Origin of the sequence: Nostoc sp. (genome assembly GCF_036917155.1) — a bacterium.
Classification (GTDB): Bacteria; Cyanobacteriota; Cyanobacteriia; order Cyanobacteriales; family Nostocaceae; genus Nostoc.
On record NZ_JBALDZ010000096.1, the window covers coordinates 23202 to 49221 of the forward strand.

Consider the following 26020-nt stretch of genomic DNA (forward strand, 5'->3'; position numbering starts at 1 on the left):
TGGGAATCATAAGAAGTAGGGTGTGTTAACTCACTCTCAATAAATATCAGGATTCAGATGGCACAACCAAAATATGAAGGTTATTGCGAATGCACTCCTACCAAATTAGTCAGAGAAAAGTTTGGAGATGTCAATGTTTATGCACAAAATGCTAAATCACTCTTAACAAAAGCTACTGGTTTTATTGGTAATTATGATTTTACTCTAAATCCTTACAGGGGATGTCAATACGGTTGTAGTTATTGCTATGCTGCTGCATTTAGCCCTAATGCTCAAATGCGGCAAGATTGGGGTAAATGGGTAATTTTTAAGGAAAATTCTGCTGAAATTTTAGCGAAAGAATTAAAAAAGTGGTATGAAAAAAATCCCCAGACTCCTCCTAGTATATACATGAGTAGCGTTACTGATGCTTATCAACCACTTGAGTCTAAACATCAACTGACTCGTCGGTTATTGGAGGTAATGCTAGATATGGGGATTGACGGTTATCCAACTCCAACTTTGGTGATTCAAACTCGTAGCCCAATTATTACTAGAGATATTGATTATTTACAACGATTTAAGCGATTGCGAATTAATATGAGCATTCCTACTGGGAGTGAATTAGTGAGAAAAGATTTTGAACCGCGATCGCCCAGTATTAAAGCCAGACTAAATGCTATCACTAAAGTTCAACAAAGTATTGATTACTTCAAAGGTTTTGTTCCTAAAATTTCTATCACTATTACCCCTCTACTTCCTACTTTACCAACAGATGAAGCTGCTTTTATTGACAAACTAGCTATCGCTGATAGGGTTGTAATTCAAGCTTTTCATGCAAGTCAGAGTCGTTCTCTCATCGCATCAACTCGCCAAGAAGCTGAAGAAATTAAGCAAAAATACGCTTGGTGGTACGAGGATGAGCAATTAAGCTATATGAAATTTAAGGAAAAGTTAGTTTATCGCTTTCCAGGTGTAGAAATTATGGAAGGTAAAGATGGATTTGGTTATGAATAATCCTATCATAAATTGGTGGCGAAGTCAGCAGTTAAAATTATCTTTAAAACGCGGGGATATCCGACGTGCAACGCAATTATTGCAAGAGATTCAAAAATCAGGTGCAAGATTCTCATGGTTAGAAAAACTATTTAGGGATAAACTTCAATTTGAACGTTATTCTCAAGAATACAAACGACAAACAGAAACTTTAAGTAAACAATTAACAGAAGTATCCCCAAAAAAAGATGATCTCATATTAATCCCAGATAAAGAATTTGTTAAATATATCTATAAAGCTTTTAATTTAATACAGCACGATGAATATAAACTGCAATCTACTGGTATTGATGAACGTATATTTGATGATTTTGAATCAAAACTAGTTGAATATCTCAAAGAAGAATTTAGCAAGATTCCTGAAAAACAATTATTTATTAAGCTAGAAGATGCTCTTGAGGATATTAATAACTTAAAAATTGGACAAGACCCAGACTATCGTTTTAGTCTAACTGCTCATGTCTACTTTATGAAGTATTTTTTAGAAAATGTATATTGCATATATTTAGCTTGGTTTCTCATTTACCAGGATAATTTACTACCAAGTAAGGTTAATATCCTTGATATTGCAGCAGGACCAGGAACAGTTGCTTATGGTTTAGCTTTATTTCTCCAAAGTAGTAGCGGTTTTTTTCATATCCCGCAAATGCACATATCCTACTACTCTTTAGAAAAACAAGATGCTTTCCAGTTTCGTGGACTTCAGTTTTGGCGACGATACATAGAATCGCGTCTAACCCCTGTAAATGCTTTCTTCCGCTTTGTTACTACTGATATTTTTAATTGGAAAACTCAATCGAATAATCTACCCAAAGATTTTTTCGACTTTATCGTAATTTCCCACTGCTTCTTTATAGATACAACGAAGAGGGTTGAAGCTAATAATACTTACAAACAAATATTTGCCACTAGCTTAAAAAATTCAGGTTATATCCTGCTAGTTGTGCAAGATAAGAAGTTATTCAAAATTTACGATGTTCACCAAGTTGAAAACCAAGAACAGGAAAAAAATGTAGTGGATAAATTTCTGGCAGAACTTGGATTAGAGTTAGTCTGGTATAAATATCTAACCTCAACAGGTTCAAGAAAACCTTTGTCTGGTGCTGATTTTGGTAAGTTTGCTCGAGAAAAATTACCAAAACAACTGTATATGAATCCAATACTCCAACAGTATTTTGGTCAGAAGTATCAGTCACACTATATATTAGATGATTATGTGATCCTGGCGAAAAAATCATGATAAATTGCAAGTAAAGCACCAAAAATATAAGATATCTGAAATTTAATCTTGAATTTATAAATGACCTGCAACTCACAAATAGCAGAAGGTTGGCATGGAAAACTTAATTTAGTCTATGCCGATCGCCAAGGTGCAACCCAATTAATTTACAATCACCAACAAGCGCCTCTGAAGGTACAACGCCCATTTTATCCAGAAGGGCAAAAAGTTTGTCACAGCGTCATTTTACACACGGCTGGGGGAATGGTGGGAGGCGATCGCTTATCCTCTAACATCCAACTCCAACCCCAAACCCAAGCTTTAATTACCACGGCGGCTGCAAGCAAGATATACCGCAGCAATGGCTTACAAGCAAGACAAACCATCCAGATGCAGGTTGACGCTGGTGCTTGTTTAGAGTGGTTGCCGCAAGAGACAATTTTATTTAACGGTGCAATTTATCGGCAAGATTTACGGGTAGAATTAGCAACCGGGGCCAGTTGGTTAGGCTGGGAAATTACCCGATTTGGTCGCAGTGCTAGAGGAGAAAAATTCTTGCAAGGAGAATGGCGATCGCACACGGAAATATGGCAACAAGATGTCCCTTTATGGATTGACCGGCAATGGTTACGGGGTAGCGAAGACATTTTCCACAGTCCCCACGGCTTGGCTGGAAAACCAATCGTAGGTAGTCTCGTTTGGGTTGGTGGTGCAGTTTCGGCAGAAATTGTCGAAAAAACGCGAAGTTTGTGGGATGGGGAAGGAGAAGTGGGTGTTAGCCGATTGCAACATGGATTATTGTGTCGATATCGCGGTGCTTCTACATCTGAGGTGAGAAACTGGTTTACTGATGTTTGGCAGTTGCTGCGAGTTTCTTTCTTGAATCGTGGTAATTGTATACCAAGAGTGTGGCAGGTTTGAACGAACCACAGAGGAGGAAGTACGAATGCAACTCACGCCGCAGGAAAAAGATAAGCTATTAATTTTTACAGCTGCTTTATTAGCAGAAAGACGTAAAGGAAGGGGTTTGAAACTGAATTATCCCGAAGCGATCGCTTATATTTCTGCTGCCATTTTAGAAGGTGCAAGAGATGGGCAAACTGTAGCTGAATTAATGAGTTATGGTACAACTCTATTGACGCGGGATGATGTGATGGAAGGGATATCAGAAATGGTGCATGATGTGCAGGTAGAAGCAACTTTTCCTGATGGCACAAAGTTAGTGACAGTACATAATCCAATTCGTTAATTTTTGAATTTATGATGATTCCTGGAGAAATTATTACACCAGCAGGTGAAATTGAACTAAATGTTGGTCGTCCAACTATAAAATTACAAGTGTCAAATACAGGCGATCGCCCCATCCAAGTCGGTTCCCATTATCATTTTTATGAAGTTAACAGCGCCTTAAACTTTGACAGAGAACAAGCGCGAGGAATGCGCCTCGATATCCCCGCCGGCACAGCCGTTCGCTTTGAACCAGGTGATGAAAAAGAAATAACTCTAATCCCCCTCGTTGGTAGTCGCCAAGTCTACGGCTTCAACGCCAAAATTAACGGAAACCTCTAAAAACCTCCGCGTTTACCTTAGCGTGCCTCTGCGTTATAAAATTTTTTAAACGCAAAGGGTCGCTGAGGGAAGCGCTGAGGTACGCGGAGTTAGAGTTTATTTGCCACACGTTTAATGCCTTCTTTGAGATGGAGAACGTTAAAGTTGAGAATAAGACCAAGTTTGCAATGAGTGAGTTTGAGATAAGTTAAAAGTTGTACGGAGTGAATTGGGTTGATGGATTCTACAGATTTGACTTCAATAATTACTTTATTTTCAACAATTAAATCTAATCGATAAACACAATCTAATTTTACCTCTTCGTAAATAAGCGGTAATGGAACTTGCTTACCAACATTTAATCTATTCTTTCTCAATTCGTAATACAAACACTCCTCATAAGCTGACTCTAATAAACCCGGCCCCAACGCTGTATGCACTCGCATCCCACAGCCAATTATCACCCCACTCAAATCATTCTCATCCATCCTCTGCGAACCTCTGCGCTTACCTTTGCGCCACTTTGCGTTTAAACTCGATTTTAACCTCGATTACTAAAAGTACATTATGAGTTACAGAATGGATCGCCGCGCCTACGCCGAAACCTATGGCCCAACAGTAGGCGATCACATCCGACTTGCAGACACAGAATTATTTATTGAAGTTGAACAAGATTTCACCACCTACGGCGACGAAGTGAAATTTGGCGGCGGTAAAGTCATCAGAGATGGGATGGGACAATCCCCCATTTCTAACGCCGATGGTGCTGTAGATTTAGTAATTACTAATGCCTTAATTCTCGATTGGTGGGGAATTGTCAAAGCGGATATTGGCATTAAAGATGGCAAGATTTTCAAAATTGGTAAAGCCGGAAATCCTTATATTCAAGACAATGTAGATATTATTATCGGTCCCGGTACTGAAGCCTTAGCAGGGGAAGGAATGATTCTCACTGCTGGCGGTATTGATGCCCATATTCATTTTATTTGTCCCCAACAGATTGAAGTTGCGATCGCTTCTGGTATTACCACGATGATCGGCGGTGGTACTGGCCCAGCTACAGGCACAAACGCCACTACCTGCACCCCCGGCCCTTGGAATATTTACCGAATGCTGCAAGCTGCTGATGCTTTTCCCGTCAACTTAGGATTTTTGGGTAAAGGTAACGCCAGCCAACCCCAAGGACTTGTCGAACAAGTAGCCGCCGGTGCAATGGGGTTAAAGCTTCATGAAGACTGGGGAACTACACCCGCAGCAATTGATACTTGCCTCAGCGTTGCCGATGCTTATGATGTGCAAGTAGCGATTCATACTGATACCTTGAATGAAGCTGGATTTGTCGAAGATACGATCGCCGCTTTTAAAAATCGTACCATCCACACCTACCACACCGAAGGCGCAGGCGGCGGACACGCACCAGATATTATCAAAGTTTGCAGCCAAGCCAATGTTCTGCCATCTTCCACTAACCCCACACGTCCTTACACCCTCAACACCTTAGATGAACACCTAGATATGTTGATGGTATGCCATCATCTTGACCCTGCGATCGCTGAAGATGTCGCTTTTGCCGAATCTCGCATCCGTCGAGAAACCATTGCCGCCGAGGATATTTTGCACGACTTAGGCGCATTTAGCATGATTTCTTCCGACTCCCAGGCGATGGGAAGGGTAGGCGAAGTGATAATTCGCACCTGGCAGACATCTCACAAAATGAAGGTGCAACGGGGAACTCTTAATCCACAAGGAATAGAGGAAAAAGCAGATAATTTTCGTGCTAAAAGATATGTTGCTAAGTATACAATTAACCCGGCGATCGCTCACGGAATTGCTCAATATGTGGGTTCAGTGGAAGAGGGAAAATTAGCAGATTTATGTTTGTGGCGTCCGGCATTTTTTGGCGTGAAACCAGAGATAGTGATTAAAGGCGGAATGATTGCATGGGCGCAAATGGGCGATGCTAACGCCAGTATTCCTACACCGCAACCAGTGTATATGCGATCGATGTTTGGTAGTTTTGCAGGGGCGCGTCATGCCACATCGTTAACTTTTGTTTCCCAAGCAGCTTTAGAGAAAGAAATTCCCAGCCAGCTAGGTTTACAAAAGTCAGCAGTTGCCGTTTCTGGGACACGCCAATTGAGTAAGCGGGATATGAAGCTGAATGATGCACTACCCCACATTGAAGTAGATCCAGAAACATATCAAGTTAGGGCTGATGGAGAGTTGCTGATTTGTGAACCTGCGACAGTTTTACCAATGGCACAGAGGTACTTTTTGTTTTAATTCATGACCGAGCAACTTACTGATTACGATAGTCCTTGGAAGGAAGTCATTGAGCTATATTTTCCCCGCTTTCTGGAATTCTTTTTCACCCAAGCTTATGCTGAAATCGACTGGACGCAACCTTATGAATTTCTGGACACAGAACTTCAACAGCTAGAACCGGATGCAGAAATTGGACGGCGTTTGGTTGATAAAGTCGCAAAAGTTTGGCTACTGGATGGAGAAGAAGCTTGGGTATTGGTTCATGTGGAAGTCCAAGGGCAATATGACAGCCAATTTGCCGAACGGATGTACACATATAATTACCGCTTGTTTGACCGCCATAAAAAGCGAGTCATTAGTTTAGCAGTTTTAGCAGATGAACAAGCAAATTGGCGACCTTCCAGCTACAGCTATCAACTGGGCGGATGTCGCGTCAGCTTAGAGTTTCCTGTGGCGAAACTGTTGGACTATGAGCAAGGGTGGGAAACCCTAGAGCAAACAACCAACCCCTTTGGTGTAATTGTGATGGCGCATCTCAAGACCAAGGCAACGCAACGAAACCCAGAAAATCGGCTACAGTGGAAACTAAGCCTAGTCAGACGGCTGTATGAACGGGGATATAGTCGGGAAGATATTCGGGAACTATTTCGGTTTATCGACTGGATAATGGTTTTGCCAAAAGAGTTGGCGCTTAATTTTAAAACAGAAGTCAGAAGTTACGAGGAGGCAGATAGAATGCGGTACGTAACTAGTATTGAAAGGCTAGCAAAAGAAGAAGGAATTGTCGAAAATGCTAGAGAAAGCATCATTACAGTCCTAGAAACACGATTTGGAGAAGTGCCAAGCTCCATTGTCGAAGTTATCAATAGGATAGAAGAACCATCTGTACTCAAAATGCTTCATAAAAGTGCGATCGCAATTCCTTCCACAGTAGAATTTCAGCAAGCCCTAGATAGTCTCAACTCTGGGAAATCAGCGTAGATATAGAGAGGCTTATTGCTAGATATCGCTTCTAAAGATGAGTGTGAAGTTTCCCTCATCGATTTTCTGTCTTGAAGTTACGATCGATATTTTATTTCAGTGATCACTAAAATTGAATTGCTCTCTTATCCGAGTCTCAGTTTAGAAGAAGAAACACAAATTATTGATTTTGAGTTTAATCTTTTGTTTAGAGCGTAAGCATTAGCACTTTTTAAAAGCTAAAATCAAAGTGCAACATTCTATATTCAACTCATGATGACTCCGAAATTAATGATTGAACCTTCATACTGGTTGGAAACAGGAATCAAACTAGACAAAGTAAATAATCTTAATCTTTTTAAGTTTACCAAGGAGCTGCAAGAGCGTTCAGATGATCTGCTAGAACGAAGCAAATCTGGATTAATCACGCCAGAAGAAAAAGCTGAGTTAGATGGTATATCTGAGTTGGCGCAGATTTTTACCTACGCTAATTCCGTTTTAGCGGCTGAATCAACATGGTTTCCAACTCCATCCGAGAAATCGTCGGTGAAAGAGCAAAATACCTCTGCGAATATTGTCACTCCCCAGAATTCGTAAATACTGATCGTTTTACGGTCGATCATCTAATTCCACAGTCTTTAGGTGGCTCGGATGAACTGGAAAATTTAGCTTTATCTTGCCGTCGTTGCAATGAACGTCGCTATAATTTTACATTAGGAATTGACCCGAAAACTCAAGAGTAAGTCCCTTTATTTAATCCTCGTAAACAACAATGGTCAGAACATTTTATCTGGACTTTAGATGGGACAAAAATTGTCGGAATAACTCTAACAGGTCGGGCAACTTGTAATCGGCTTGATATGAATGATGAACGTCATGGTAATGGGTTCATTCAGAAATCTCGGCGGCTTTGGGTGCAAGTTGGTTGGCATCCTCCCCAAGAAGATGTGCGTGAGATAAGTGATGATTAATTGAGTATGAAAGATGCGATCGCCTGCTTTGTAGTGAGTATGCGATTGGGCGAAGCCCAGTACCAGAGGTAATCGCAATTCCTTCCACAGCAGAATTCCAGCAAGTTTTAGATAACCTCACCTCTGGGGAATAAATATAGATACCGAGCGCCTTTTTGCCAGATATTGCTCTAGCGCAATCAGGTTTTAGATAAGATGTGATTACAAAGCTATAAATGAGCAATGTTCTATTCTAACGCTGATGAGTCTTCCAATTCAGGCTGAATAATTATAGGATATTGATACAGTGGTACGGTGAAAGTTACTGTTGAGCCAAGTCCTTCGCCCACGCTGTAAAAATTTAGTTGACCACCCATAGCTTCTATGAGTTTCTGGGATATTGCCAGTCCCAAACCTATGCCACCATATTGGCGATTAGGGGAGCCATCTAATTGAGAGAATAATTGAAACAGTTTATCTTGTTTATCCAAGGAAACACCGATACCAGTGTCTGCCACACGTACTCTCAGCATGCCAGGAAATTCCTGACCTTGAAAGTTCGCCTTTGCCTTTTTGAGTACTAAATCGACGCTGACAGTAACGCCACCCTCATGGGTAAATTTGATGGCATTACCTACCAAATTGAGCATAACTTGTAGCAGCCGTTGGTAGTTGCTTTGGACAATGATTTCATCGGAGGTAGCTGGCATTTGCATCCGAAAGCTGAGGTTTCTCATTTCTGCTTGGGGACGCATGAAACTTTCGACATCACTGAATAGCTCATCTAGCTTGACTCGAGTAAAAGTTAGCTCCATTTTACCTGCTTCGATTTTTCCTATCAGTGATCGTGCCATCAATCGAAGCACCTTGAGGAAAATCCGTTCGCCCATAGCCAATAGACAGAAATCGATCCATCGGCTGAAAATTAACAGCTAAGGGAACTGAAGCACCTTGATAACCGGATAATTGCAATATGGCGAAATCATCACGGGTGCGATCGCCTAAATAAACCAACTCAACCCCTTGCCCATTGACTCGCACTTTTTCCCAACCCCCTGCCGACTCAACTACATGGGCGCAGGTGAGTAAACGTCCATTGGGTGAAATAAAAAAGCCCGTGCCTTGGATGTAACCTTCTGGGGTAGCGATCGCCACGGTACAAGCTTTAACTAATTCCCAATTCATGAAAATTTATTACTTGTTTTCTTCGAGTGCCAGTTTCCAAGTTATTTTCACCTTCAGTGATGCCTGCCCAGTGGATTCGACTACATAAACCGAGCCTCTGGCGGTAAAATTTACGCCAAACTCAACTTCTCCGCTTACGGGTTGTGATTCTTCCTGCAAGGTACGAAACGCCTTTGTAATTGGGCGACACCCGCGAACAATTAATTCCTTAACTGCATCGAAGTTAGCCTCTATTTTTTCTATAGGTAACTCGCCAGTGGGCGACACACGACCTACTGATGCTTCTGGTAGCTCAACTGCTACCAAAATCGTGCCGCCATCCTCTGTATTCAGTTCTAGAAGTTTACGAGCCATAATTCAATTAGCTTGTGGCTATCTGTTAAAAAGGTAAGTAAAGTATTTTTTAAATAAATTTATTGGTAGAAATTTGATTTGGAAGGAATTTACCTAAAAGTTTTATTTAAAAACTATACCAAATAAACCAGTTTTCTGAGAAATTTACTTTGACCCCGTACCTTGCATCTATATGACCTCACAATCTTCTCGTTCTGACAAAATTCTGGTTGTTGATGACTCTCCTGATAACGTGTTTTTGATCAAAACTATTTTGGAGGAAGAAGGTTACACCATTAGCACCGCAGAAAATGGGATTTCGGCCTTGGCAGAATTGAAAGCTTCTCCTTGTGATTTGGTTCTACTGGATCTAATGATGCCAGATATGGATGGATACGAAGTCACTAAGTATATTCGCGGGGAAATGAAATTGCCGCAATATATCCCGATATTGCTGATAACTGCCCACGATGCGCCCAACGTCGCCCACGGTTTAGACTTGGGTGCTGATGATTTTATTCGCAAACCTGTAACAGTCGATGAATTGCTGGCACGAGTGCGATCGCTCTTACGTTTGAAGCATAGTATGGATGAACGTGATGAAATTGCCCGCCAGCGAGAAGATTTTGTCTCCCGCCTCACCCACGACTTACGCACTCCCTTAGTAGCTGCTGATCGCATGTTGATGTTATTTCAGCAAGGCGCGTTGGGAACATTATCAACGCAAATGCAGGAAGTAATCGCCATCATGGCCCGTAGCAATATCAACCTGCTTTCTATGGTCAATACCTTATTGGAAGTTTATCGCTTTGAAGCAGGTCGTAAAAGTTTAGCGTTTCAACCAGTTAATCTGGGCCGATTGCTAGAAGAGGTGATTGGAGAATTATCACCCTTAGCTCAAGACAAAGCACTGTCGCTAAGTGTGGATTTTACTGAAGAGTCAAACACAGTGATGGGCGATCGCTTAGAATTGCATCGTCTATTTACAAATCTTATCGGCAATGCGATCAAATTTACCGACTCCGGGGCTGTGACTATTCGTTTTACTTCTCAACGCCAGTTCGACAAAAGTAATCAATCTCAGTTCTCTGAAAGATCCAATTCTGTTGACTACATTAGAATTGAAATAGCGGATACAGGCCCAGGTATTCCCCCTGAAGAACAAGCCACCATCTTTGAACGATTTCGCCAAGGTAGCCATAAGAGTTCTGGTAGTGGGTTAGGACTATACCTTGCTCGTCGAATTGTCGAGGCACATCAAGGCATTATTCTGCTTAATTCTGAGTTGGGCAAAGGTAGTGTATTTATTGTGCTTCTACCCACCAAAATCTTAGAAAAGTAGTAATTGTAAATTATGAATTTTAGAGCTTTTTACCCTGACAATTCATAATTTATAATTACTACTATCTACCAATAAAAATTAAATATTTCAATTATAAAATTCAGCACTAAAAGTGACGATTTGAGTATGATTTGTATAACAGTATTAGCATTAAGTAAATAGTTTTTGAGAGGAGAAAATAATGATTACCACTGAATTATCTAACGTTGGCAATATTCTCCATAATCAGCGAGAGTTTTTTCAAACAGGAAAAACTAAAGATGTCACTTTTCGCATTGAACAACTTCAAAATCTTAAGCAAGCAATCATTGAGTATGAAAAGTCAATAGTCGAGGCATTACAAGCAGATTTACATAAACCAGAAGTTGAGACTTACATTACAGAAATCAGCGTAGTTAAAGAAATTGATTACACCATAAAACATCTTCAAAACTGGACTAAGCCCAAAAAAGCAGCGGTTTCCTGGGATTTTTTTTCATACTCAGCGAGAGTTTATCCAGAACCGTTAGGGGTTGTCTTAATTATCGGCCCTTGGAACTATCCGTTTCAGTTAATTATCTCACCTTTAATAGGTGCGATCGCAGCTGGTAATTGTGCAATTATCAAACCTTCAGAAATTGCTTCTCATACTTCCCATATCATCTCTAAAATTATTGCCAAACATTTTGACCCTGCTTATATTGCGGTGGTTGAAGGAGGCGTAGAAGCGAGTCAAAAACTACTTGCAGAAAAGTTTGACCATATCTTTTTTACTGGTGGTACAGCCGTCGGCAAAATTATTATGACAGCAGCGGCAAAATATCTCACCCCAGTGACTTTAGAATTAGGTGGCAAAAGTCCTTGTATCGTAGATACTGACGTTAATCTTGAACACACTATTAGACGAATCACTTGGGGCAAATTTATTAATGCTGGACAAACTTGTGTCGCCCCTGACTATCTTTTAGTTAATAAAAAAATCAAAAAAGATTTAATAGATGGTCTGGAAAAAAACTTAAAGGAATTTTATGGCGATAATCCTATTAACAGCCCCGATTATGCCAGGATTATTAGTGAAAAACACTTTGAACGACTGGTTAGCTTTCTCAAAGATGGAAAAGTTATAATTGGTGGAAAAACTCAACCTTCAGAGCGTTATATCGCCCCGACAGTGATTGATAATGTCTCCTTAGAAGATTCGGTAATGCAGGAAGAAATTTTTGGGCCGATTCTACCCATCATTGAATATACTGACATTGCAGAAGCGATCGCTTTGATTAACTCTAGACCAAAACCCTTGGCATTATACTTATTTTCTCAAGACAAAAACCTGCAAAAGCGAGTTTTACAGGAAACTTCCTCTGGTGGAGTCTGTATTAACGACACAGTTATGCAGGTTGGTGTCTCATCTTTACCATTTGGTGGAGTAGGAGATAGCGGTATTGGCAACTATCACGGTAAAGCTAGTTTTGACACATTTTCTCATAACAAAAGTGTATTGCAAAACTCTTTCTGGCTTGATTTAAAATGGCGGTACGCTCCATATCAGGGTAAATTGCCTTTCATAAAGAAACTTCTGGGTTAAAAAGGTTAAAGGGTACAGGTGATAGGGTACAGTTTTTCTTGACTGTAACCTGTAACCTTTAACCTGTTTCCTTCTTAACTCCTAACTATTAAATCCCAAAAGCATTGCTGTAACGCTCCTCAGCCCAGGGTTCACCACGGCGATGGTAGCCATTGCGCTCCCAAAAACCAAATTCTTCACCAGCTAAAAATTCCAAACCATTAATCCACTTAGCACTTTTCCAAGCATATAAATGGGGAACAACTAGCCGCATCGGGCCACCATGTTCAGATGGAAGGTCTTCACCAAAGACTTTAAAGGCAAAGAAGTTTTCTTCGCGGATAAAATCTTCTACAGAAATATTGGTAGTGTAGCCACCATAGCAGTGTTCCATAACGTGGGCGACCTTGGGATCTACTTCAATCAGACCCATAAAATCTGTAACTTTAATGCCAGTCCATTTGACATCGAGTTTAGACCAACGCGTTACACAGTGGAAATCTGCCGTGAATTCGTGTTGAGGTAGCGCCATAAAGTCTAACCAACCAAAGGTAGCAGATTTTGCTAAACCCCAAACTCGAAACTCCCATTCTTCAGTGATGACTTGGGGAGTTTCACCGTAAGTTAATACAGGGAAACCTTTAGCTAAGTGTTGACCAGGAGGGACGCGTTCGCCCTCTTCTTTCGCTGGTTTTTGAAAAAATTTTCCTAGCATAGTTAGAGAAAAATGAGTTTTCTCAAGATATTTACAAGCTTTTTTGCTGAGTTGCCAACAGCACCAAATGTTTGACTCTTATATGATTGCTTGCTCGTTACTTATGAATGATTAGGTAATGGGTAATGGATGTTCCCAATTACTCACTACCAATTTTTTTCGATCTAATGAGCTTGTGAGTTTCAGTCGGGGTTTAAATCCCCGTCTGAAAATGTCTTTACATTTTGAATTTTGAATTGTTAAGATTCTTCTTCTTCTTCTTCTTCAGCAGTTGGATATACAAATGTAGAACGTCCAGTCAAAATTGATTTGCCCAGAGACAGGGCTTTTTGAGCTTCGACGACGGCTTTGTGCCTCCAGGTAGCTCGACGTTTATCTCGTTTTGATTTTGAAGTTTTCTTCTTAGGAACAGCCATGTCAGCAGATATCGCGATTCTTGACAACCTTCTTATTCTAGGCCATTCACTGATGCGAAGGACAACAGTTGAGTTAGGAATTAAGTAAGTCGGGTTAAAAGTTACGTGGGACATGGGGACTTTGTATCTCTCTGAGAAAAAGTTCGAGCCAAGGCTTCCTTGGCTCGAACTTCTCTCTGTGTCTGGCTAAACCCGTCATTTTTTAGTTGGCACACCGCCAGTTGCCGGAACTGTATTAGAGTTATTTTCAAAGAAAAGTAGCGATCGCGCAGTTTTAAAGTAAGTGGCCCAATTTTGAGCATCAGGGCGCGATCGCCATTGTGGACGACTGACATCTAATGCCAGAACTGGTGCGATCGCGCCATCATTTTGTACGGACACAATGATCGAAACATCTGTCACCAAGATATCTTGGTCAAAACTCCTTTGAGCAGCTGCCCTCGCGGCCGCTTCCGCCCTTCTGAGAATGGTTTCATAGTTTTCTTCTGGCATGCGGTCAATAGCTAGATCAACTCTAGCGGTGTAAGCTCGCACAACCTGCGGTGTGATCGCTTCCATCAAAAACCACGCAGGAACGGTAGATATGAGCAAAACTACTAAAGGAATTATCCGGATTCTTCTGGCAATTTGGCTAATAACTGAAAAGGGAGTGATCCATGATGGTAGGTGAGCAGAAATCTTGCTCATGACCTTCTATCTCCTTAATGATGATCTGTTATTGAAATTAGGTAAAAGGTATTTTCCGGTTTACTAGCGTAATAAAAATTACATTCTAACTGAAGATTCAATTAGAATCCTCTAGACTATAAGACACAGGTTAGCTTTGTTTTTTGGGCAAAGCCAACCGCAATTTTTAGACCAGCAAACAATAACTGACAAAGAGCGGGATGGCAAATTACTGGGCGATCGCGATTGGCATCAATCAATATCAGTTATTTCAACCTTTAAGTTGTGCCCAAGCGGATGCTGAGGCACTAGACGATTTTTTGGTGACAGAGGCAGGTTTTCTCCCCGAACACTGTCTAGTCATGACAGATACTTCGCCGCCGATTGGGGATAGATCAACTTACCCCACGAAGGAGAATATTTTGCTGCTGCTTGAAGATTTGGCAGCAACAAGTTGGCAACCAGAAGACTATCTGTGGTTATTCTTTAGCGGTTATGGAGTCAACTACAAGGGCAAAGATTACTTAATGCCAGCAGAGGGCAACCCCGAACTCGTGCAAGAAACTGGCATAGAATTGCGATCGCTGATGCAAAGTCTGCAACTTGCTGACCTAAATGTATTACTACTACTCGATATCAACCGCGCTTTTGGCACTCAAGCAGATGCCCCCGTTGGTGAAGAAACCATAGAACTAGCCCAAGAACTACAACTCGCAACAATTCTTTCTTGCCAACCAGAGCAATTTTCCCATGAGAGTAGCGAACTAGGTCACGGATTCTTTACAGCAGCTTTGTTAGAAGCTTTGGGTTCTGGTAATGGTAGCAACTTGGCAGATTTAGAAAGCTATCTAAGCCTGATCATGCCCAAATTATGTCACCACCACTGGCGTCCTGTCCAAAACCCTGCCACTATCATCCCATCAAGGCAGCAAGTAATTTTGCCAGAATTGGCAATGGAAAGTGAGTTTCAAGCAGAACCGCTGATTTATCCTGAAGAATCTTTTGCTGTTGCCCTTGCAGCTCCTCCCCTTGACGATTCCTCTAGAACTTCAGCAGGTCAGGGCAGACGAGGAGAAGCTACTGTGAAATCCTCGCAACAGGTGAAAAGTCAAAAAGTCCAGGAATCAGGAGGCGGCTTAGTTGCCCAGCCAATGGCGGAAACTTCTTTAGGAGTGAACGCGAGAGGAAGATTTATCCCCAATTCCTCCCAAGGCTACGTCTCGCGATTACCAGCGAATCAGCCAAGCATCCCTTTTTGGAAACAGTTTATTTTATGGGGCGGAGGCAGCTTGCTGGTAGCAGGTTTAATCGCTGTAGTTTTTCTCCGTAATCAAGAAACTTTCAGAATTAAGCAAATATCAAGCACATCACCCAATGCTAATGTTAGCGATCGCCAAGTTATTGAGAATTTACCAAGCAATCGCACTCCACCAGTTAGACTCAAAAATCAATCTAGTGCCCAAATAGTCCCTAATTCCGAGTCAAAAAAACGGAATCAAGCAGTATTAGACCTGGCGAAAATGTCGCTCAGACAAACTCAGGCGAGCGATTTGAGCATGGCGATCTCTACAGCCCGAAAAATTCAATCGGGTGAACCACTGTACGAACAAGCTCAAGAGAATATTCAGATTTGGAGCCAGATGATTTTAGATTTAGCAGAAGGTCGTGCTAAACAAAGACAGTATGCCAGCGCTATTGCTGCTGCTCAATTAATCACCAAAGACGAAGCCCCCTACGCCAAAGCACAAGCAGCAATTAACCTGTGGCGGCTAGAGGGTAAACAGTATGTGAGCAACAAAACTCTTTTAGATGCAGCTAATGCCTTAATTAAGCCTGAACAGGCATCTACCTACAATCGGGCGATCGAAGTTGCCAAGAAAGTACCAGCAGATCAACCAGGCTTCGATACAGCCCAAAAATCGATCGATAAATGGAGTGAGAAAATTTTAGACCTGGCCAAGCGTCGTGCCGCCGAAGGAGAACGCAACGCCGCAATTGCAACCGCTGCTTTAGTGCCAGAGGAAACAGCCGCTTATGAAGATGCTCAGGATGCCATTCAAAAATGGCAAAAGAAATAGTAAAAAAATAATAAAAAATGGTTAAGAGTTAGGAATTAGGAGTTATATTATTGATCCCCAACCAGATTACTCCTGACTCCTAACTTTTTCCTCAGCGTTCATATCTCAGTATTAGCAGTACTGCGATACATCTTCGCCACACTCGTCGGCTAGATAGCACAACGCTCGGAAACGTAAACCAACCACTTCTTCATATAAGGGATTGAGCTTGCACATGGGTGGGATGTGAAACAAGGTCTTCCCAAATAATTTGACATCGCGCTCAAAGGGGCATTGAGATGGAATCACTTTGCACAAACGGTGAGCTAGTTGGCGATCGCGGACTTGAATGTTTTCTACTCGCTGCCGTAAGGGTTGGAGAATATCCCAGTAAGGCTTGGAAGGAGAATGGTTAAGCTGGGTTGCTTTATGGTCAGTAGTTTCTGCTTGATTGATTGATACCCAGCTAGCCAGGAAAATCTTTTTGGTGGTATTGTCGAATACCTTCATGGTTAACCCTCTGTGTTATTGAGGCTATTCACCTTTTTGATGAATATATACAACGTGGCAACGAACTTTCCCGGAAAAATCGCGTTCTGACTGCGATATAATGTAATACCTGATTAGCCACTTAAGTCAGAACCTAATTTATTACTACGTCAAGTTAATCGCAATTTTCTGGGGATCGGTAGTGTAATATTACGATCTTGTTCATAACTTGACACAGTTTAAATTTTAGTAAAGACATCCATCATTGGATAGGCTTTAGTGTAACATTTACACAACTTAATATAAGGTCTTTCTGAAAGTATTTTTGCTAAGTATAAACATCAGTAATATCCTAGAAGGCTTTTTTCCTCTCCGTGTTCCCACTTTCTCACGTAAGTGTGTCCTGTTCATCGCTGGCTGAATGCCGTAGAAGCACTGATTTTTGAGCGATTAGCATCGATGACATTTCACAAAACTTAGGTTGGCAGTGGCAATTTGAGAGTGATATAGTCTCAGAATATTCGTAGGTTGGGTTTCGCAAAGCCTCAACCCAACTGACACATTTTTATTTTTTAGAAAAAACCTACACAGTATTGCAACCTATCCTATGCAGGATTTTTTAGGCGTAGACGCGTAGCGGCTTATCATTAGACATTACTGCCGATGATATTGAGTGTTAATCGCAGTCTTCTAGGTTAATTGAGGGCGATCGCTCTATCAAAGGCAATCGTACTGAAGTTTTCTTTGAGGTATCAAACAGCAGTTTTTTTTGCTTTATCTAACATAGTCGTTAACAGCTTTTCACGCTCAAGAGACGAACCGTCAAATCCTGTAACCTTTCCAAATGAGTCATCTACAATCTTTTTTTTCCCTTGATAGATATGGACATGGATGCCCATTTCCTGGGGTAGATGGCTAGTCCAGAGAACGGCTGGTGTCGATGACCATACCTTGATCTGACAGTCCTGGTAGTCTCTCAGGTCAAGGGTGCGATCACTTTCAACAAAATCTGGGTTTTTTGTGAGTTTGTTTGCTAATTCGTAGAGTGGACTACTGACTATAGGTTCTTTTGACCAGTTAGAATCAACGCCGCAGTTGCCGCAGAAGTGCTTTTTGTGTGGATTTTTAGCGAAGTCACCAAGGTCTAAGTGTGGGTGCTGGCAACTGTGACAATAGAGTGTACCGAGAGGCAGGTTCTCAATCAATGCCTCTAAGTATGCCAGCGCTGAAGGTGGAGCAATTACAACCCTTTTTATTAATGTATTAGCAATTAAGGGCAGCGAGTCAGATGACGTTACTACGACCGCAGGGTAGTTGTTATCAATACTCTTTTTCCCCTGTGAATAAGGTCTGGCGTGTACATGGATTAAAACGCCATCAATATCAGGTTCGTCTGTAGTGTTAATTGCGCTTGGTAGCGCCGCCCAAATACCTATCCCTCCTAAATAATCATCTGGATTAATCACCAACGGGTTTTTCGTGTAATGCATACGCTGGGTGGAGTTTGAGCAGCTTATACCCCTATCCCCTTGCGCTGCCTGCTGCAAATCCGCCTTGATACCCCAGTGTACTTGATGTGTACGACACCACCAACGCTGTGCCCCGTTGCGAAACTTGCCGCATGGAACTATGTCGCAGGGGAGAATGACACCACTACCGCTAGCTTCTTCTGGAAACTGTCCTATAACTCTTTCACTAAATGGCACGGCATTACCTAGTGTTCTACCCTCAGCCCAAACAACTGCGAACTCTTCAGTCATGCCATTGAGTGGCTTTGCTGGTTCTTCTACTCCTAACTCCTTAATTTTTCTGGTTTCGCCACGCTTTTTTTCAGTGCTATAACCCTCTTCAACTAGATATAAATAAGTCAGATTGTTTTTAAGCTCACGCTTGATACGCATATTCGACCCTTTGTCTAAAACAGTTTCCGTATAGTATATGGATTATGCCAGAATAAGGCGGGTTAGTAAGGCTATGAAATCTTTTTCAGCCAAATTGTAGGTTAATTTAGAGCAATAGCACAAACCAACAACTAACTTTAAGCTAAAAGCACCTGCTGCGCTGTCAGGGTTAATTCTGGGAACGTTTGAGAAACAATCCGTTGGTCTTCGATAAACACAGTTTGCTTGTAACTGCTCTGATTTAGCAAACACACAATTATTTTATTTTCCAGAGGATCAACAATCCAATACTCGACCACACCCATCGCCGCATACTCAGAGGTTTTTTGGTTATAGTCTCTGTCAATAGATTCAGGGCTTACTACTTCAACTAAGAGAGGTGGAGCAGTTTTGAGGATAGCCGAGGTAGTCTCAATACTTTTTGCCTGTTCATTGGTAATTACACAAACATCAGGTCTTCTAAGTTGTTTATTGGTTAACACCTCTGTACCGTTAGGGCGCGGTTGTAGAGGTAGTCCCATTTTTTGAATTTCTAAAAAAAAGCGAACTAACAGTAGGGTGATAATCGCCTCATGTTTGCCAGTACCAGGAGGCATTTCTACCAGCACCTCATCCTCAATTTCATAACGCTTGTCGGTACCATCATCAAAATTGATGTATTCCTCAAGAGTACTAATTTTTATTGGTGTTTTAGTCATAGCGATCGCCTCCAATAACTATAGGCAACTACTATACCCATAATAAAAGACCCTATCTCACGCCAAAGCGCAAAGACGTTCAGAAAAATTCTGCGTCTTTGCGCCTCTTTGTTAAATTGTTATCTTGCCCTACGATGCTACTTGAGCAGCAGTCCGAGTGCGTCGCCTTCTCCCATCAGCAACTTTTACAGGTGGCTCATCAGGGATTTGCATCAACAAAGTCACAGATGGCTGACATTGCAATTCCCGACGGATGGAACGTTGCAATTCTCGTTCTAAAGTACCTTGCAATCCACCCCAGTCTATATCTGCCGCTTCACCGCCAGGAGCAAATTCTGACCAGCGCACAGTGAGGATTTCTTCAATGCGTTGTTTTACCCAAGTTTGTAACAGCGATCGCTCTACACTTGTTACTACACCCCGCAGGTGAGTTTCTGGTTTTGCCAACAATTTACCATTCCAATCAATGGCAGCGGCGATCGTAATAATGCCTTCGGAAGCCATGCGTTGCCGTTCTTGCAGGACTTTGGCACTTACCATACCCGAACTAGTAGTATCCACCAATTCAATACCAGATGGCACCTTACCAGCGACGCGAATAGCATCTTCAGTCAGTTCGACAATATCACCATTCTGAATAATGATCATATTTTCTGCGGGAATGCCCATACTCTGAGCCGTTTCTGCGTGCTTCACTAGCATCCGATGTTCGCCGTGAAATGGCACAAAGAATTTGGGTCGGGTTAAGGCAATCATCAGCTTTTGTTCTTCCTGACAGCCATGACCGGAGACGTGAATTCCTTTATCCCGGCCGTAGATCACTTTCGCACCTTGAATCATCAATTTATCAATGGTGTTGACTACAGCGATCGTATTTCCGGGAATTGGGTTAGCAGAGAATACTACTGTATCTCCTTGGCGGATTTTAATGTGAGGATGTTCTTTGTTGGCAATGCGGGTCATTGCTGCCATCAATTCACCCTGAGAACCTGTAGTTAAAACTAAAACTTTTTCGTCAGGGAGATTACGAACTGCGTGCAATGGTTGCAGCAGATTATCTTCACACTTGATGTAACCTAAATTGCGGGCATGAGCAATCAAGTTCAGCATGGAACGCCCGACAACCGTCACTACACGGTTCTGCTTCTTGGCGATATCCAAAATCATATTGATGCGATGGACGCTAGAAGCAAAGGTAGTGACAAATAGTCGTCCAGGTGCTTGACTAAATACTCTCTCCAAATTGGGATACACTGAACGCTCTGAGGGTGTAAATCCTGGTATCTCGGCGTTAGTGGAATCACTTAGGAGGCAAAGAACGCCTTTTTCGCCATGTTCTGCTAGACGTTGCAAGTCAAACTTTTCACCATCTACTGGGGTGTGGTCAATTTTGAAATCGCCTGTGTGAATGACTACACCAAGGGGAGTATGAATGGCAACAGTGAAACTATCAGCGATGGAGTGGGTGTTACGGATATATTCAACTAAAAAGTTTTTACCAATCCGCACTACATCACGTGGTAAAACTGTTCTAATTTCTGTGCGATCGCGAACACCCGCTTCTTCTAATTTACCCTCTAGCATTGCCATTGCTAATCTGGGGCCATAAATCACGGGGATATCAAATTGCTTGAGATGAAAAGCAATCCCGCCAATATGGTCTTCATGACCGTGAGTAACGATCATCCCTTTAATTTTGTGGCGATTTTCTCGCAGATAGGTCGTATCTGGTAAAACAATATTTACTCCATGCATCGCCTCTGTGGGAAAAGCCAATCCTGCATCTAACAGAATAATTTCATCGTCATACTCAAAAAGACAGGTATTTTTCCCAATTTCGTGCAAACCGCCCAAAGGAATAATTTTCAAGGCGGAATTATTAGCTTCGTTTTTAGCCATTTTCTCCTTAGATTGTTACTTGTGGTTAATTAAGTTGATAGTTAACGAACTTGCATTTAAGACATCATCTGTCTCTTAAGTCAGTCTGAAAGCAATCAAGTTTTAATTGAAGATTTCAATTTTTTATTCAATAAAATCGACTGTACACTCAAGGATTCATAGTATATCTATCAGTCCTAGCACAGGTTTTTAAATTGCAACTTATGAACAATTATGATTGTTGTTTATATGTATCTTTGGTAAGGAGTAGATTACCAATGCTTAACTAGCTGGTGACTAGATTAAACTAAGTTCTTTCAGAACCGCTTCTAATTTTTGACTGACTTCTACATCAGCTTCACATAGCGGCGGACGAGTTGAACCTACCTCCCAACCTTGAAGTTTCAGTGCTTTTTTCACTGGAATGGGATTTGAAGTGAGAAATAGGGCTTTAAACAACGGGAACAGTTGGAGATGAATGTCGCTTGCTACCTCAATTTTTCCGGCACTAAAAGCTTGGATCATCTGCTGTAGTTGGTTTCCTACCAGATGAGAAGCTACACTTACCACACCCTTTGCCCCGATCGCTAACAAGGGCAAAGTCATGTAATCATCACCAGAATAGATGTGGAATTCTTTTGGTGTCAAGCGACGAATTTCGCTTGCCTGATCTATACTACCAGTGGATTCTTTAATCCCGACAATATTGCTAACCTCAGCTAACCGGGCAACTGTTTCTGGCTGAAGGTTTTGTCCGGTACGACCGGGGACATTATATAACAACAATGGTAAGTCGGGACAGGCTTGTGCTATCGCCTTAAAGTGCGCTTCCAATCCCGCTTGTGGCGGTTTGTTGTAATAAGGAACAACTTGTAAGGAACCATGTACTCCTATTTTAGACGCTTTTTGGGTGGCTGCGATCGCTTCTTTAGTGGAATTTGATCCACAACCTGCGATTACCTTGGCTTTTCCAGCCACGGACTGCAATACCTCGACAAACAACTGGTATTCTTCATCCCAACTTAGTGTCGGGGATTCTCCTGTTGTGCCGCACATCACCAATGTATCTGTACCGTTGTTAGCTAGATGCGCCGCCAGTTCTGCCGCTACATCATAGTTGACACTACCATCTGCTTTAAATGGCGTAATCATAGCGGTTAAAACATTGCCAAAATCTCCCACCCTTTTTTCACTCCTGATTACCCATGTTTTTATATCTTGGTGGTTCTCTATTGTAATAACCTATCTGCAAATTGCTTTCAAGTGTCATTAGTCTTTTGTCTTTTGTCCTTCGTCCTTTGTCCTTTGTCCTTCGTTGCTTAACCAATGACAAAGGACTAATGACCAATGACCAATGACTAATGACTAATAGCTAATGGTTTGAGTAGATTTTTCTCTACTAACAATTCGGCGATTTGGATTGCATTTAATGCTGCGCCTTTGCGGATTTGGTCGCCACACAACCATAATTCCAAGCCACAACTATGGGAAATATCCTGACGAATTCTTCCCACTAAAACTTCATCTTGACCGGTTGCTTCAATGGGCATCGGAAAATGGTTAGTTCCCCAATCTTCTACCAATTTTACTCCAGGGGAGGAACTTAGAATTTCTCTGGCTTCCTTCGCACTAAAGGGAGTCTCAAATTCTAAATTAATGGCTTCTGAGTGGGCGCGGAGTACGGGAACCCGTATACAGGTCGCAGTGATTCTGATTTGCTGCGTGCCAAATATTTTTCGGGTTTCGTTGACCATTTTCATTTCTTCCTCACAATAACCCAAATCGTTTAATGGGGAGTTATGGGGGAATAAATTAAATGCCAATGGGTAAGGCAATATTTCGGCAATCGGTGGCTGTCCTTGTAGTATAGCGCTTGTTTGGGTTTTGACTTCTGCCATTGCCCTAGCACCTGCACCACTAGCCGATTGGTAGGTTGCAGCGACGATGCGTTGCACTGGTTTAACTTTATGCAACGGCCAGACTGCCACAGCCATTAAAATCGTTGTGCAGTTGGGGTTAGCAATTATGCCTTGGTGATGCGCTGCGGCTTGTGGGTTCACCTCTGGCACTACTAAGGGAACTTCTGGGTTCATCCGAAAGGCACTGGAGTTGTCAATTACCACTGCGCCCTTTTCGACGGCAATTGCTGCCCAAGTTTTGGATGTGGAACCACCTGCACTAGCCAGTACTATATCGACATTTTCAAAGGCGCGATCGCTCACTGGCTCTATTGGTATATTCTCCCCTTTAAAGCGTAGCGATCGCCCGACACTCCGCTCCGATGCTAATAACTTCAAGTCAGCAACCGGAAAGTTACGGTTTTCTAATAATTCCAACAACTCAGTGCCAACTGCACCAGTCGCTCCCAAAATAGCTAAACGATAGGATTTCGACAAACTTGCTTCCTCCTTTAAGAGACTTATCTGCAATTTCTTGGAACAATTGAAAATTTTTATATTAAGTAGCGATCGCAGTCTTGAAATAGGTTTTGAATTAGGTTTAGATTTTTCTCTAATTTACTCTGTTTTTATATATTTAATACATTTATTCGCTTGGTTCTTTAATAAGTTAAGTGATGTTGCATTTTACAACAATGGACATGCATTTATAATTTTTATCGATTCTAACTATATATTATTATACAACAAATCGCCATTTGGCAGAAAAATGAAGATATCTGCACTTAGATGTTTAACAGGCATCTCACCTTTAAGGCAACAAACAATCTTGGCTGCAAAGCTGTTTACCAAGATGATGAATATACTAAGATCAAAATGCACAAAATCGGCACAATATACGAATAGAGCTATCGGGTTAGGTAACAGATACGCTCTCGTTCCATAACTCAATAATAGCTAGACTCAATACTATAACTTTAACTTGGGGGTACTAACCACTCGTTGAGAACCAGGATATCACGGCATTAGCCCACTGAATAATTAATTCCCAAGAGTGAGAGGTGAGAGAGGAGTAGGGAAAGATGCCCAATGCCCAATGCCCCATTAATCAAATTGTTCTGAAAGTAAAATGTCAAGTCCTTGGTCATTGGCAGTAAACTGGATCTTTGCCCCAGGACAAACATCCATCCTTGGATGTCACAAGACCTTTTGGCAAACTCCCATTACCCCTAAGAGACATCAAGCCATAAACGCAAACAATTATTTTATTGCGTTTTGTGTGTACTCGGAGTATAAAATACCAGAAAACTAGAGACAAAGCATGAAAGTCACCCAGGAAAAACTTCCCGCCAGCCAAATTGGCCTGGAAATAGAGATTACGCCGGAAATTACCAAGCAAACTTACGAACAGGTCATTAAAAACTTAGCGAGTACTGCCAATATTCCTGGGTTTCGTAAAGGCAAGGTACCTCGGCCGATATTACTACAACGGCTGGGTACAACTCGAATCAAAGCAGCGGCGCTGGAAGAACTAATTCAAGATGGCATTGAGCAAGCAGTCAAACAAGAAGCCATCCCAGCAATCGGTCAGCCACAATTGCGCTCCTCTTTTGAGGATTTGATTAAGAATTATGAACCGGGAAAACCCCTGACGATTTCGGCTGCTGTCGATGTAGAACCAGAAGTGAATCTAGTGCAGTACACTGATTTGCTTTTCCAAGCTGAAGAAGTCAAGTTTGATCCAGAGCGAGTAGAAAACACTCTAGATAAAGAACGTCAAGAATTGGCGACATTGATTCCTGTGGAAGGACGTGCAGCCCAAATTGGCGATATTGCCGTAGTTGATTTTAAAGGTTCATTCGCCAGAGTTGAGGGCGAAGATGAAGCAGCTGAACTAGAACCGATTCCTGGAGCCGAAGCAACTGATTTTCAAGTTGAGTTGCAGGAAGATAAGTTTATTCCCGGCTTTATTTCGGGAATCGTGGGGATGAATCCTGAAGAAACCAAAGAAATTGCGGCACAGTTCCCAACTCCTTATGCTAATGAAGATTTAGCGGGAAAAGCGGCAACCTTCACCGTGACGCTCAAAGAACTGAAGGAAAAGGAACTACCAGAAATAAATGACGATTTCGCCCAGGAAATCAGCGATTTTGAAACCTTAGAAGAGTTACGCGCTTCTTTGGTAGAGCGATATCAAAAAGAGGCGGACGACAAAACAAAAACCAATAAGCAGGAAGCCTTGTTAACGGAACTGCTCAAGCACGTAGAAGTTGACTTACCAGCAACATTGATTGAGCAAGAAGTGGATGCAATGCTAACCCAAACAGCAATGCGGCTGTCTCAGCAGGGATTGGATGTGAGAAAGCTGTTTACTACAGATATTATTCCGCAATTGCGGGAGCGATCGCGTACTGAAGCAATTGAGCGCATCACGCGCTCCTTGTCCTTGCGGGAAGTTGGTAAACGCGAATCTATCAAGGTAACACCAGAAGAAATCGCAGCTAGAGTCACAGAACTTTTGGAACAGTACCCGGAAGAACAAGAGGTTGATGAAGATAGACTACGCTCAATCGTGGAAAACGAACTATCAAACGAAAAAACCATTGATTGGCTATTAGAACATTCCTCAGTTGAACTTGTACCCGAAGGTTCCTTGAGTCCTGTAGAGGAAGAAACGGAAGACGCAGAATCAGATGGTGATGCTAATGCACCCCAGACTGAGGAAGAAAACAGCGAAACTTCCACAGAAGTCACAGAAGGATAATCAAAAATCCCACAGCCATGAATTCACCAGTTCTGAGTTAAAGTACTGGTGAAATGGGTAAGGTAAGGAAGTAGGGGGAGATGAGGAAGTAGGGGGAGATGAGGAAGTAGGGGGAGAAATAAACAATGCCCAATGCCCCATGACAAATAATTAAAGAA

At 41.9% G+C, this 26020-nt stretch carries 25 protein-coding genes and 1 pseudogene; 13 read left to right on the forward strand and 13 right to left on the reverse strand.

Annotated features, from left to right (window positions below; translation table 11 throughout):
- Positions 1-57: 57 nt before the first annotated feature.
- Genes V7K67_RS14195 through V7K67_RS14215 form a run of 5 tightly spaced genes read left to right on the forward strand, consistent with a single transcriptional unit; the run spans position 58 to position 3823 of the window.
- Positions 58-996 (forward strand): SPL family radical SAM protein, encoded by a 939-nt coding sequence (locus tag V7K67_RS14195; protein WP_335167037.1) that lies wholly within the window; start codon positions 58-60, stop codon positions 994-996.
- A complete protein-coding gene (locus tag V7K67_RS14200) occupies positions 989-2275 on the forward strand; it encodes a photosystem II assembly protein (RefSeq protein ID WP_334729972.1) in 1287 nt (428 codons plus the stop codon). Before V7K67_RS14195 ends, V7K67_RS14200 begins: the two co-directional genes overlap by 8 nt.
- Before the next feature lie 60 nt (positions 2276-2335).
- Entirely contained in the window at positions 2336-3175 is an 840-nt protein-coding gene (locus V7K67_RS14205) for an urease accessory protein UreD (protein WP_334729973.1), read from the forward strand.
- A gap of 25 nt (positions 3176-3200) precedes the next feature.
- Positions 3201-3503, forward strand: a complete 303-nt coding sequence (ureA, locus tag V7K67_RS14210; protein WP_114081110.1) for an urease subunit gamma — start codon at positions 3201-3203, stop codon at positions 3501-3503.
- Positions 3504-3517: 14 nt separating this feature from the next.
- The gene (locus V7K67_RS14215) at positions 3518-3823 is read left to right on the forward strand and encodes an urease subunit beta (protein WP_334729993.1); all 306 of its coding nucleotides are present in this window, start codon (positions 3518-3520) and stop codon (positions 3821-3823) included.
- An 89-nt stretch (positions 3824-3912) separates the two neighbouring features.
- Here V7K67_RS14215 and V7K67_RS14220 read toward each other — a convergent pair whose 3' ends face one another.
- A complete protein-coding gene (locus V7K67_RS14220) occupies positions 3913-4290 on the reverse strand; it encodes a GxxExxY protein (protein ID WP_335167039.1) in 378 nt (125 codons plus the stop codon).
- Positions 4291-4369: 79 nt separating this feature from the next.
- On the opposite strand from V7K67_RS14220, the gene ureC reads away from it, so the two are divergent.
- The 4 genes from ureC to V7K67_RS14240 all read left to right on the forward strand — a co-directional run bounded on the left by ureC (position 4370) and on the right by V7K67_RS14240 (position 7770).
- Entirely contained in the window at positions 4370-6085 is a 1716-nt protein-coding gene (gene ureC / locus V7K67_RS14225; protein WP_335167041.1) for an urease subunit alpha, read from the forward strand.
- A gap of 3 nt (positions 6086-6088) precedes the next feature.
- Positions 6089-7048 (forward strand): transposase, encoded by a 960-nt coding sequence (locus V7K67_RS14230; RefSeq protein ID WP_334729976.1) that lies wholly within the window; start codon positions 6089-6091, stop codon positions 7046-7048.
- A gap of 270 nt (positions 7049-7318) precedes the next feature.
- Positions 7319-7624 carry a hypothetical protein gene (locus V7K67_RS14235; RefSeq protein WP_335167043.1) on the forward strand — a complete coding sequence of 102 codons (306 nt, stop codon included), beginning with the start codon at positions 7319-7321 and terminating at the stop codon, positions 7622-7624.
- Positions 7543-7770, forward strand: a complete 228-nt coding sequence (locus V7K67_RS14240; RefSeq protein WP_334729978.1) for an HNH endonuclease — start codon at positions 7543-7545, stop codon at positions 7768-7770. The genes V7K67_RS14235 and V7K67_RS14240 overlap by 82 nt, the downstream gene beginning before the upstream one ends.
- A 455-nt stretch (positions 7771-8225) precedes the next feature.
- Here V7K67_RS14240 and V7K67_RS14245 read toward each other — a convergent pair.
- From V7K67_RS14245 to V7K67_RS14255, 3 genes and pseudogenes are all read right to left on the reverse strand, one after another.
- Positions 8226-8816, reverse strand: a pseudogene (locus tag V7K67_RS14245) (ATP-binding protein); the annotation flags it as partial.
- Positions 8794-9162: a S1 family peptidase gene (locus V7K67_RS14250; RefSeq protein WP_334729980.1), complete on the reverse strand. Its 369-nt coding sequence runs from the start codon at positions 9160-9162 to the stop codon at positions 8794-8796. The pseudogene V7K67_RS14245 and the gene V7K67_RS14250, both read right to left, overlap by 23 nt.
- Before the next feature lie 9 nt (positions 9163-9171).
- Positions 9172-9516: a CU044_2847 family protein gene (locus V7K67_RS14255; protein ID WP_334729981.1), complete on the reverse strand. Its 345-nt coding sequence runs from the start codon at positions 9514-9516 to the stop codon at positions 9172-9174.
- 172 nt (positions 9517-9688) lie between these two features.
- Between V7K67_RS14255 and V7K67_RS14260 the strand changes: the two genes are divergently transcribed.
- Together V7K67_RS14260 and V7K67_RS14265 are read left to right on the forward strand one after the other, a co-directional pair.
- A complete protein-coding gene (locus V7K67_RS14260; protein ID WP_334729982.1) occupies positions 9689-10837 on the forward strand; it encodes a hybrid sensor histidine kinase/response regulator in 1149 nt (382 codons plus the stop codon).
- Positions 10838-11018: 181 nt separating this feature from the next.
- Positions 11019-12401, forward strand: a complete 1383-nt coding sequence (locus V7K67_RS14265) for an aldehyde dehydrogenase (RefSeq protein ID WP_335167046.1) — start codon at positions 11019-11021, stop codon at positions 12399-12401.
- Between the two features lie 88 nt (positions 12402-12489).
- On the opposite strand, the gene V7K67_RS14270 is transcribed toward V7K67_RS14265, so the two are convergent.
- The 3 genes from V7K67_RS14270 to V7K67_RS14280 form a co-directional block, all read right to left on the reverse strand.
- On the reverse strand, positions 12490-13095 hold the full coding sequence (locus V7K67_RS14270) for a sulfite oxidase-like oxidoreductase (protein ID WP_335167048.1): 606 nt from the start codon (positions 13093-13095) through the stop codon (positions 12490-12492).
- Between the two features lie 239 nt (positions 13096-13334).
- Positions 13335-13511, reverse strand: coding sequence for a 50S ribosomal protein L32 (rpmF, locus tag V7K67_RS14275; protein WP_335167050.1), 177 nt, complete (start codon positions 13509-13511; stop codon positions 13335-13337).
- A gap of 195 nt (positions 13512-13706) precedes the next feature.
- Positions 13707-14198: a hypothetical protein gene (locus tag V7K67_RS14280; RefSeq protein ID WP_334729985.1), complete on the reverse strand. Its 492-nt coding sequence runs from the start codon at positions 14196-14198 to the stop codon at positions 13707-13709.
- A 200-nt stretch (positions 14199-14398) separates the two neighbouring features.
- On the opposite strand from V7K67_RS14280, the gene V7K67_RS14285 reads away from it, so the two are divergent.
- A complete protein-coding gene (locus tag V7K67_RS14285) occupies positions 14399-16255 on the forward strand; it encodes a caspase family protein (protein WP_335167052.1) in 1857 nt (618 codons plus the stop codon).
- A 111-nt stretch (positions 16256-16366) separates the two neighbouring features.
- Here V7K67_RS14285 and V7K67_RS14290 read toward each other — a convergent pair whose 3' ends face one another.
- The 6 genes from V7K67_RS14290 to V7K67_RS14315 form a co-directional block, all read right to left on the reverse strand.
- Positions 16367-16744 (reverse strand): Mo-dependent nitrogenase C-terminal domain-containing protein, encoded by a 378-nt coding sequence (locus V7K67_RS14290; protein ID WP_335155325.1) that lies wholly within the window; start codon positions 16742-16744, stop codon positions 16367-16369.
- 731 nt (positions 16745-17475) lie between these two features.
- Complete coding sequence (locus tag V7K67_RS14295; protein ID WP_335167054.1) at positions 17476-18624, reverse strand: hypothetical protein; 1149 nt, start codon at positions 18622-18624, stop codon at positions 17476-17478.
- A gap of 137 nt (positions 18625-18761) precedes the next feature.
- The gene (locus tag V7K67_RS14300) at positions 18762-19322 is read right to left on the reverse strand and encodes a Uma2 family endonuclease (protein WP_335167056.1); all 561 of its coding nucleotides are present in this window, start codon (positions 19320-19322) and stop codon (positions 18762-18764) included.
- A gap of 129 nt (positions 19323-19451) precedes the next feature.
- Positions 19452-21221 (reverse strand): ribonuclease J, encoded by a 1770-nt coding sequence (locus tag V7K67_RS14305; protein WP_334706072.1) that lies wholly within the window; start codon positions 21219-21221, stop codon positions 19452-19454.
- A 276-nt stretch (positions 21222-21497) separates the two neighbouring features.
- Positions 21498-22382 carry a 4-hydroxy-tetrahydrodipicolinate synthase gene (gene dapA / locus V7K67_RS14310; protein ID WP_334732426.1) on the reverse strand — a complete coding sequence of 295 codons (885 nt, stop codon included), beginning with the start codon at positions 22380-22382 and terminating at the stop codon, positions 21498-21500.
- Positions 22383-22558: 176 nt separating this feature from the next.
- A complete protein-coding gene (locus V7K67_RS14315; protein ID WP_334706074.1) occupies positions 22559-23596 on the reverse strand; it encodes an aspartate-semialdehyde dehydrogenase in 1038 nt (345 codons plus the stop codon).
- 823 nt (positions 23597-24419) lie between these two features.
- On the opposite strand from V7K67_RS14315, the gene tig reads away from it, so the two are divergent.
- Complete coding sequence (tig, locus tag V7K67_RS14320) at positions 24420-25862, forward strand: trigger factor (RefSeq protein ID WP_334732424.1); 1443 nt, start codon at positions 24420-24422, stop codon at positions 25860-25862.
- Positions 25863-26020 lie beyond the last annotated feature (158 nt).

Excerpts from the sequence above, each read along its gene's own strand:
- V7K67_RS14220 (WP_335167039.1), bottom strand. The coding sequence starts at position 4,290 with ATGGATGAGAATGATTTGAGTGGGGTGATAATTGGCTGTGGGATGCGA.
- V7K67_RS14235 (WP_335167043.1), top strand. The coding sequence starts at position 7,319 with ATGATTGAACCTTCATACTGGTTGGAAACAGGAATCAAACTAGACAAA.
- V7K67_RS14285 (WP_335167052.1), top strand. The coding sequence starts at position 14,399 with ATGGCAAATTACTGGGCGATCGCGATTGGCATCAATCAATATCAGTTA.
- V7K67_RS14250 (WP_334729980.1), bottom strand. The coding sequence starts at position 9,162 with ATGAATTGGGAATTAGTTAAAGCTTGTACCGTGGCGATCGCTACCCCA.
- V7K67_RS14205 (WP_334729973.1), top strand. The coding sequence starts at position 2,336 with ATGACCTGCAACTCACAAATAGCAGAAGGTTGGCATGGAAAACTTAAT.
- V7K67_RS14280 (WP_334729985.1), bottom strand. The coding sequence starts at position 14,198 with ATGAGCAAGATTTCTGCTCACCTACCATCATGGATCACTCCCTTTTCA.
- V7K67_RS14230 (WP_334729976.1), top strand. The coding sequence starts at position 6,089 with ATGACCGAGCAACTTACTGATTACGATAGTCCTTGGAAGGAAGTCATT.
- V7K67_RS14260 (WP_334729982.1), top strand. The coding sequence starts at position 9,689 with ATGACCTCACAATCTTCTCGTTCTGACAAAATTCTGGTTGTTGATGAC.
- V7K67_RS14300 (WP_335167056.1), bottom strand. The coding sequence starts at position 19,322 with ATGACTAAAACACCAATAAAAATTAGTACTCTTGAGGAATACATCAAT.
- V7K67_RS14305 (WP_334706072.1), bottom strand. The coding sequence starts at position 21,221 with ATGGCTAAAAACGAAGCTAATAATTCCGCCTTGAAAATTATTCCTTTG.
- V7K67_RS14270 (WP_335167048.1), bottom strand. The coding sequence starts at position 13,095 with ATGCTAGGAAAATTTTTTCAAAAACCAGCGAAAGAAGAGGGCGAACGC.
- V7K67_RS14295 (WP_335167054.1), bottom strand. The coding sequence starts at position 18,624 with ATGCGTATCAAGCGTGAGCTTAAAAACAATCTGACTTATTTATATCTA.
- ureC (WP_335167041.1), top strand. The coding sequence starts at position 4,370 with ATGAGTTACAGAATGGATCGCCGCGCCTACGCCGAAACCTATGGCCCA.
- V7K67_RS14265 (WP_335167046.1), top strand. The coding sequence starts at position 11,019 with ATGATTACCACTGAATTATCTAACGTTGGCAATATTCTCCATAATCAG.
- V7K67_RS14290 (WP_335155325.1), bottom strand. The coding sequence starts at position 16,744 with ATGAAGGTATTCGACAATACCACCAAAAAGATTTTCCTGGCTAGCTGG.
- ureA (WP_114081110.1), top strand. The coding sequence starts at position 3,201 with ATGCAACTCACGCCGCAGGAAAAAGATAAGCTATTAATTTTTACAGCT.
- V7K67_RS14195 (WP_335167037.1), top strand. The coding sequence starts at position 58 with ATGGCACAACCAAAATATGAAGGTTATTGCGAATGCACTCCTACCAAA.
- V7K67_RS14215 (WP_334729993.1), top strand. The coding sequence starts at position 3,518 with ATGATTCCTGGAGAAATTATTACACCAGCAGGTGAAATTGAACTAAAT.
- rpmF (WP_335167050.1), bottom strand. The coding sequence starts at position 13,511 with ATGGCTGTTCCTAAGAAGAAAACTTCAAAATCAAAACGAGATAAACGT.
- V7K67_RS14200 (WP_334729972.1), top strand. The coding sequence starts at position 989 with ATGAATAATCCTATCATAAATTGGTGGCGAAGTCAGCAGTTAAAATTA.
- V7K67_RS14255 (WP_334729981.1), bottom strand. The coding sequence starts at position 9,516 with ATGGCTCGTAAACTTCTAGAACTGAATACAGAGGATGGCGGCACGATT.
- V7K67_RS14240 (WP_334729978.1), top strand. The coding sequence starts at position 7,543 with ATGGTTTCCAACTCCATCCGAGAAATCGTCGGTGAAAGAGCAAAATAC.
- tig (WP_334732424.1), top strand. The coding sequence starts at position 24,420 with ATGAAAGTCACCCAGGAAAAACTTCCCGCCAGCCAAATTGGCCTGGAA.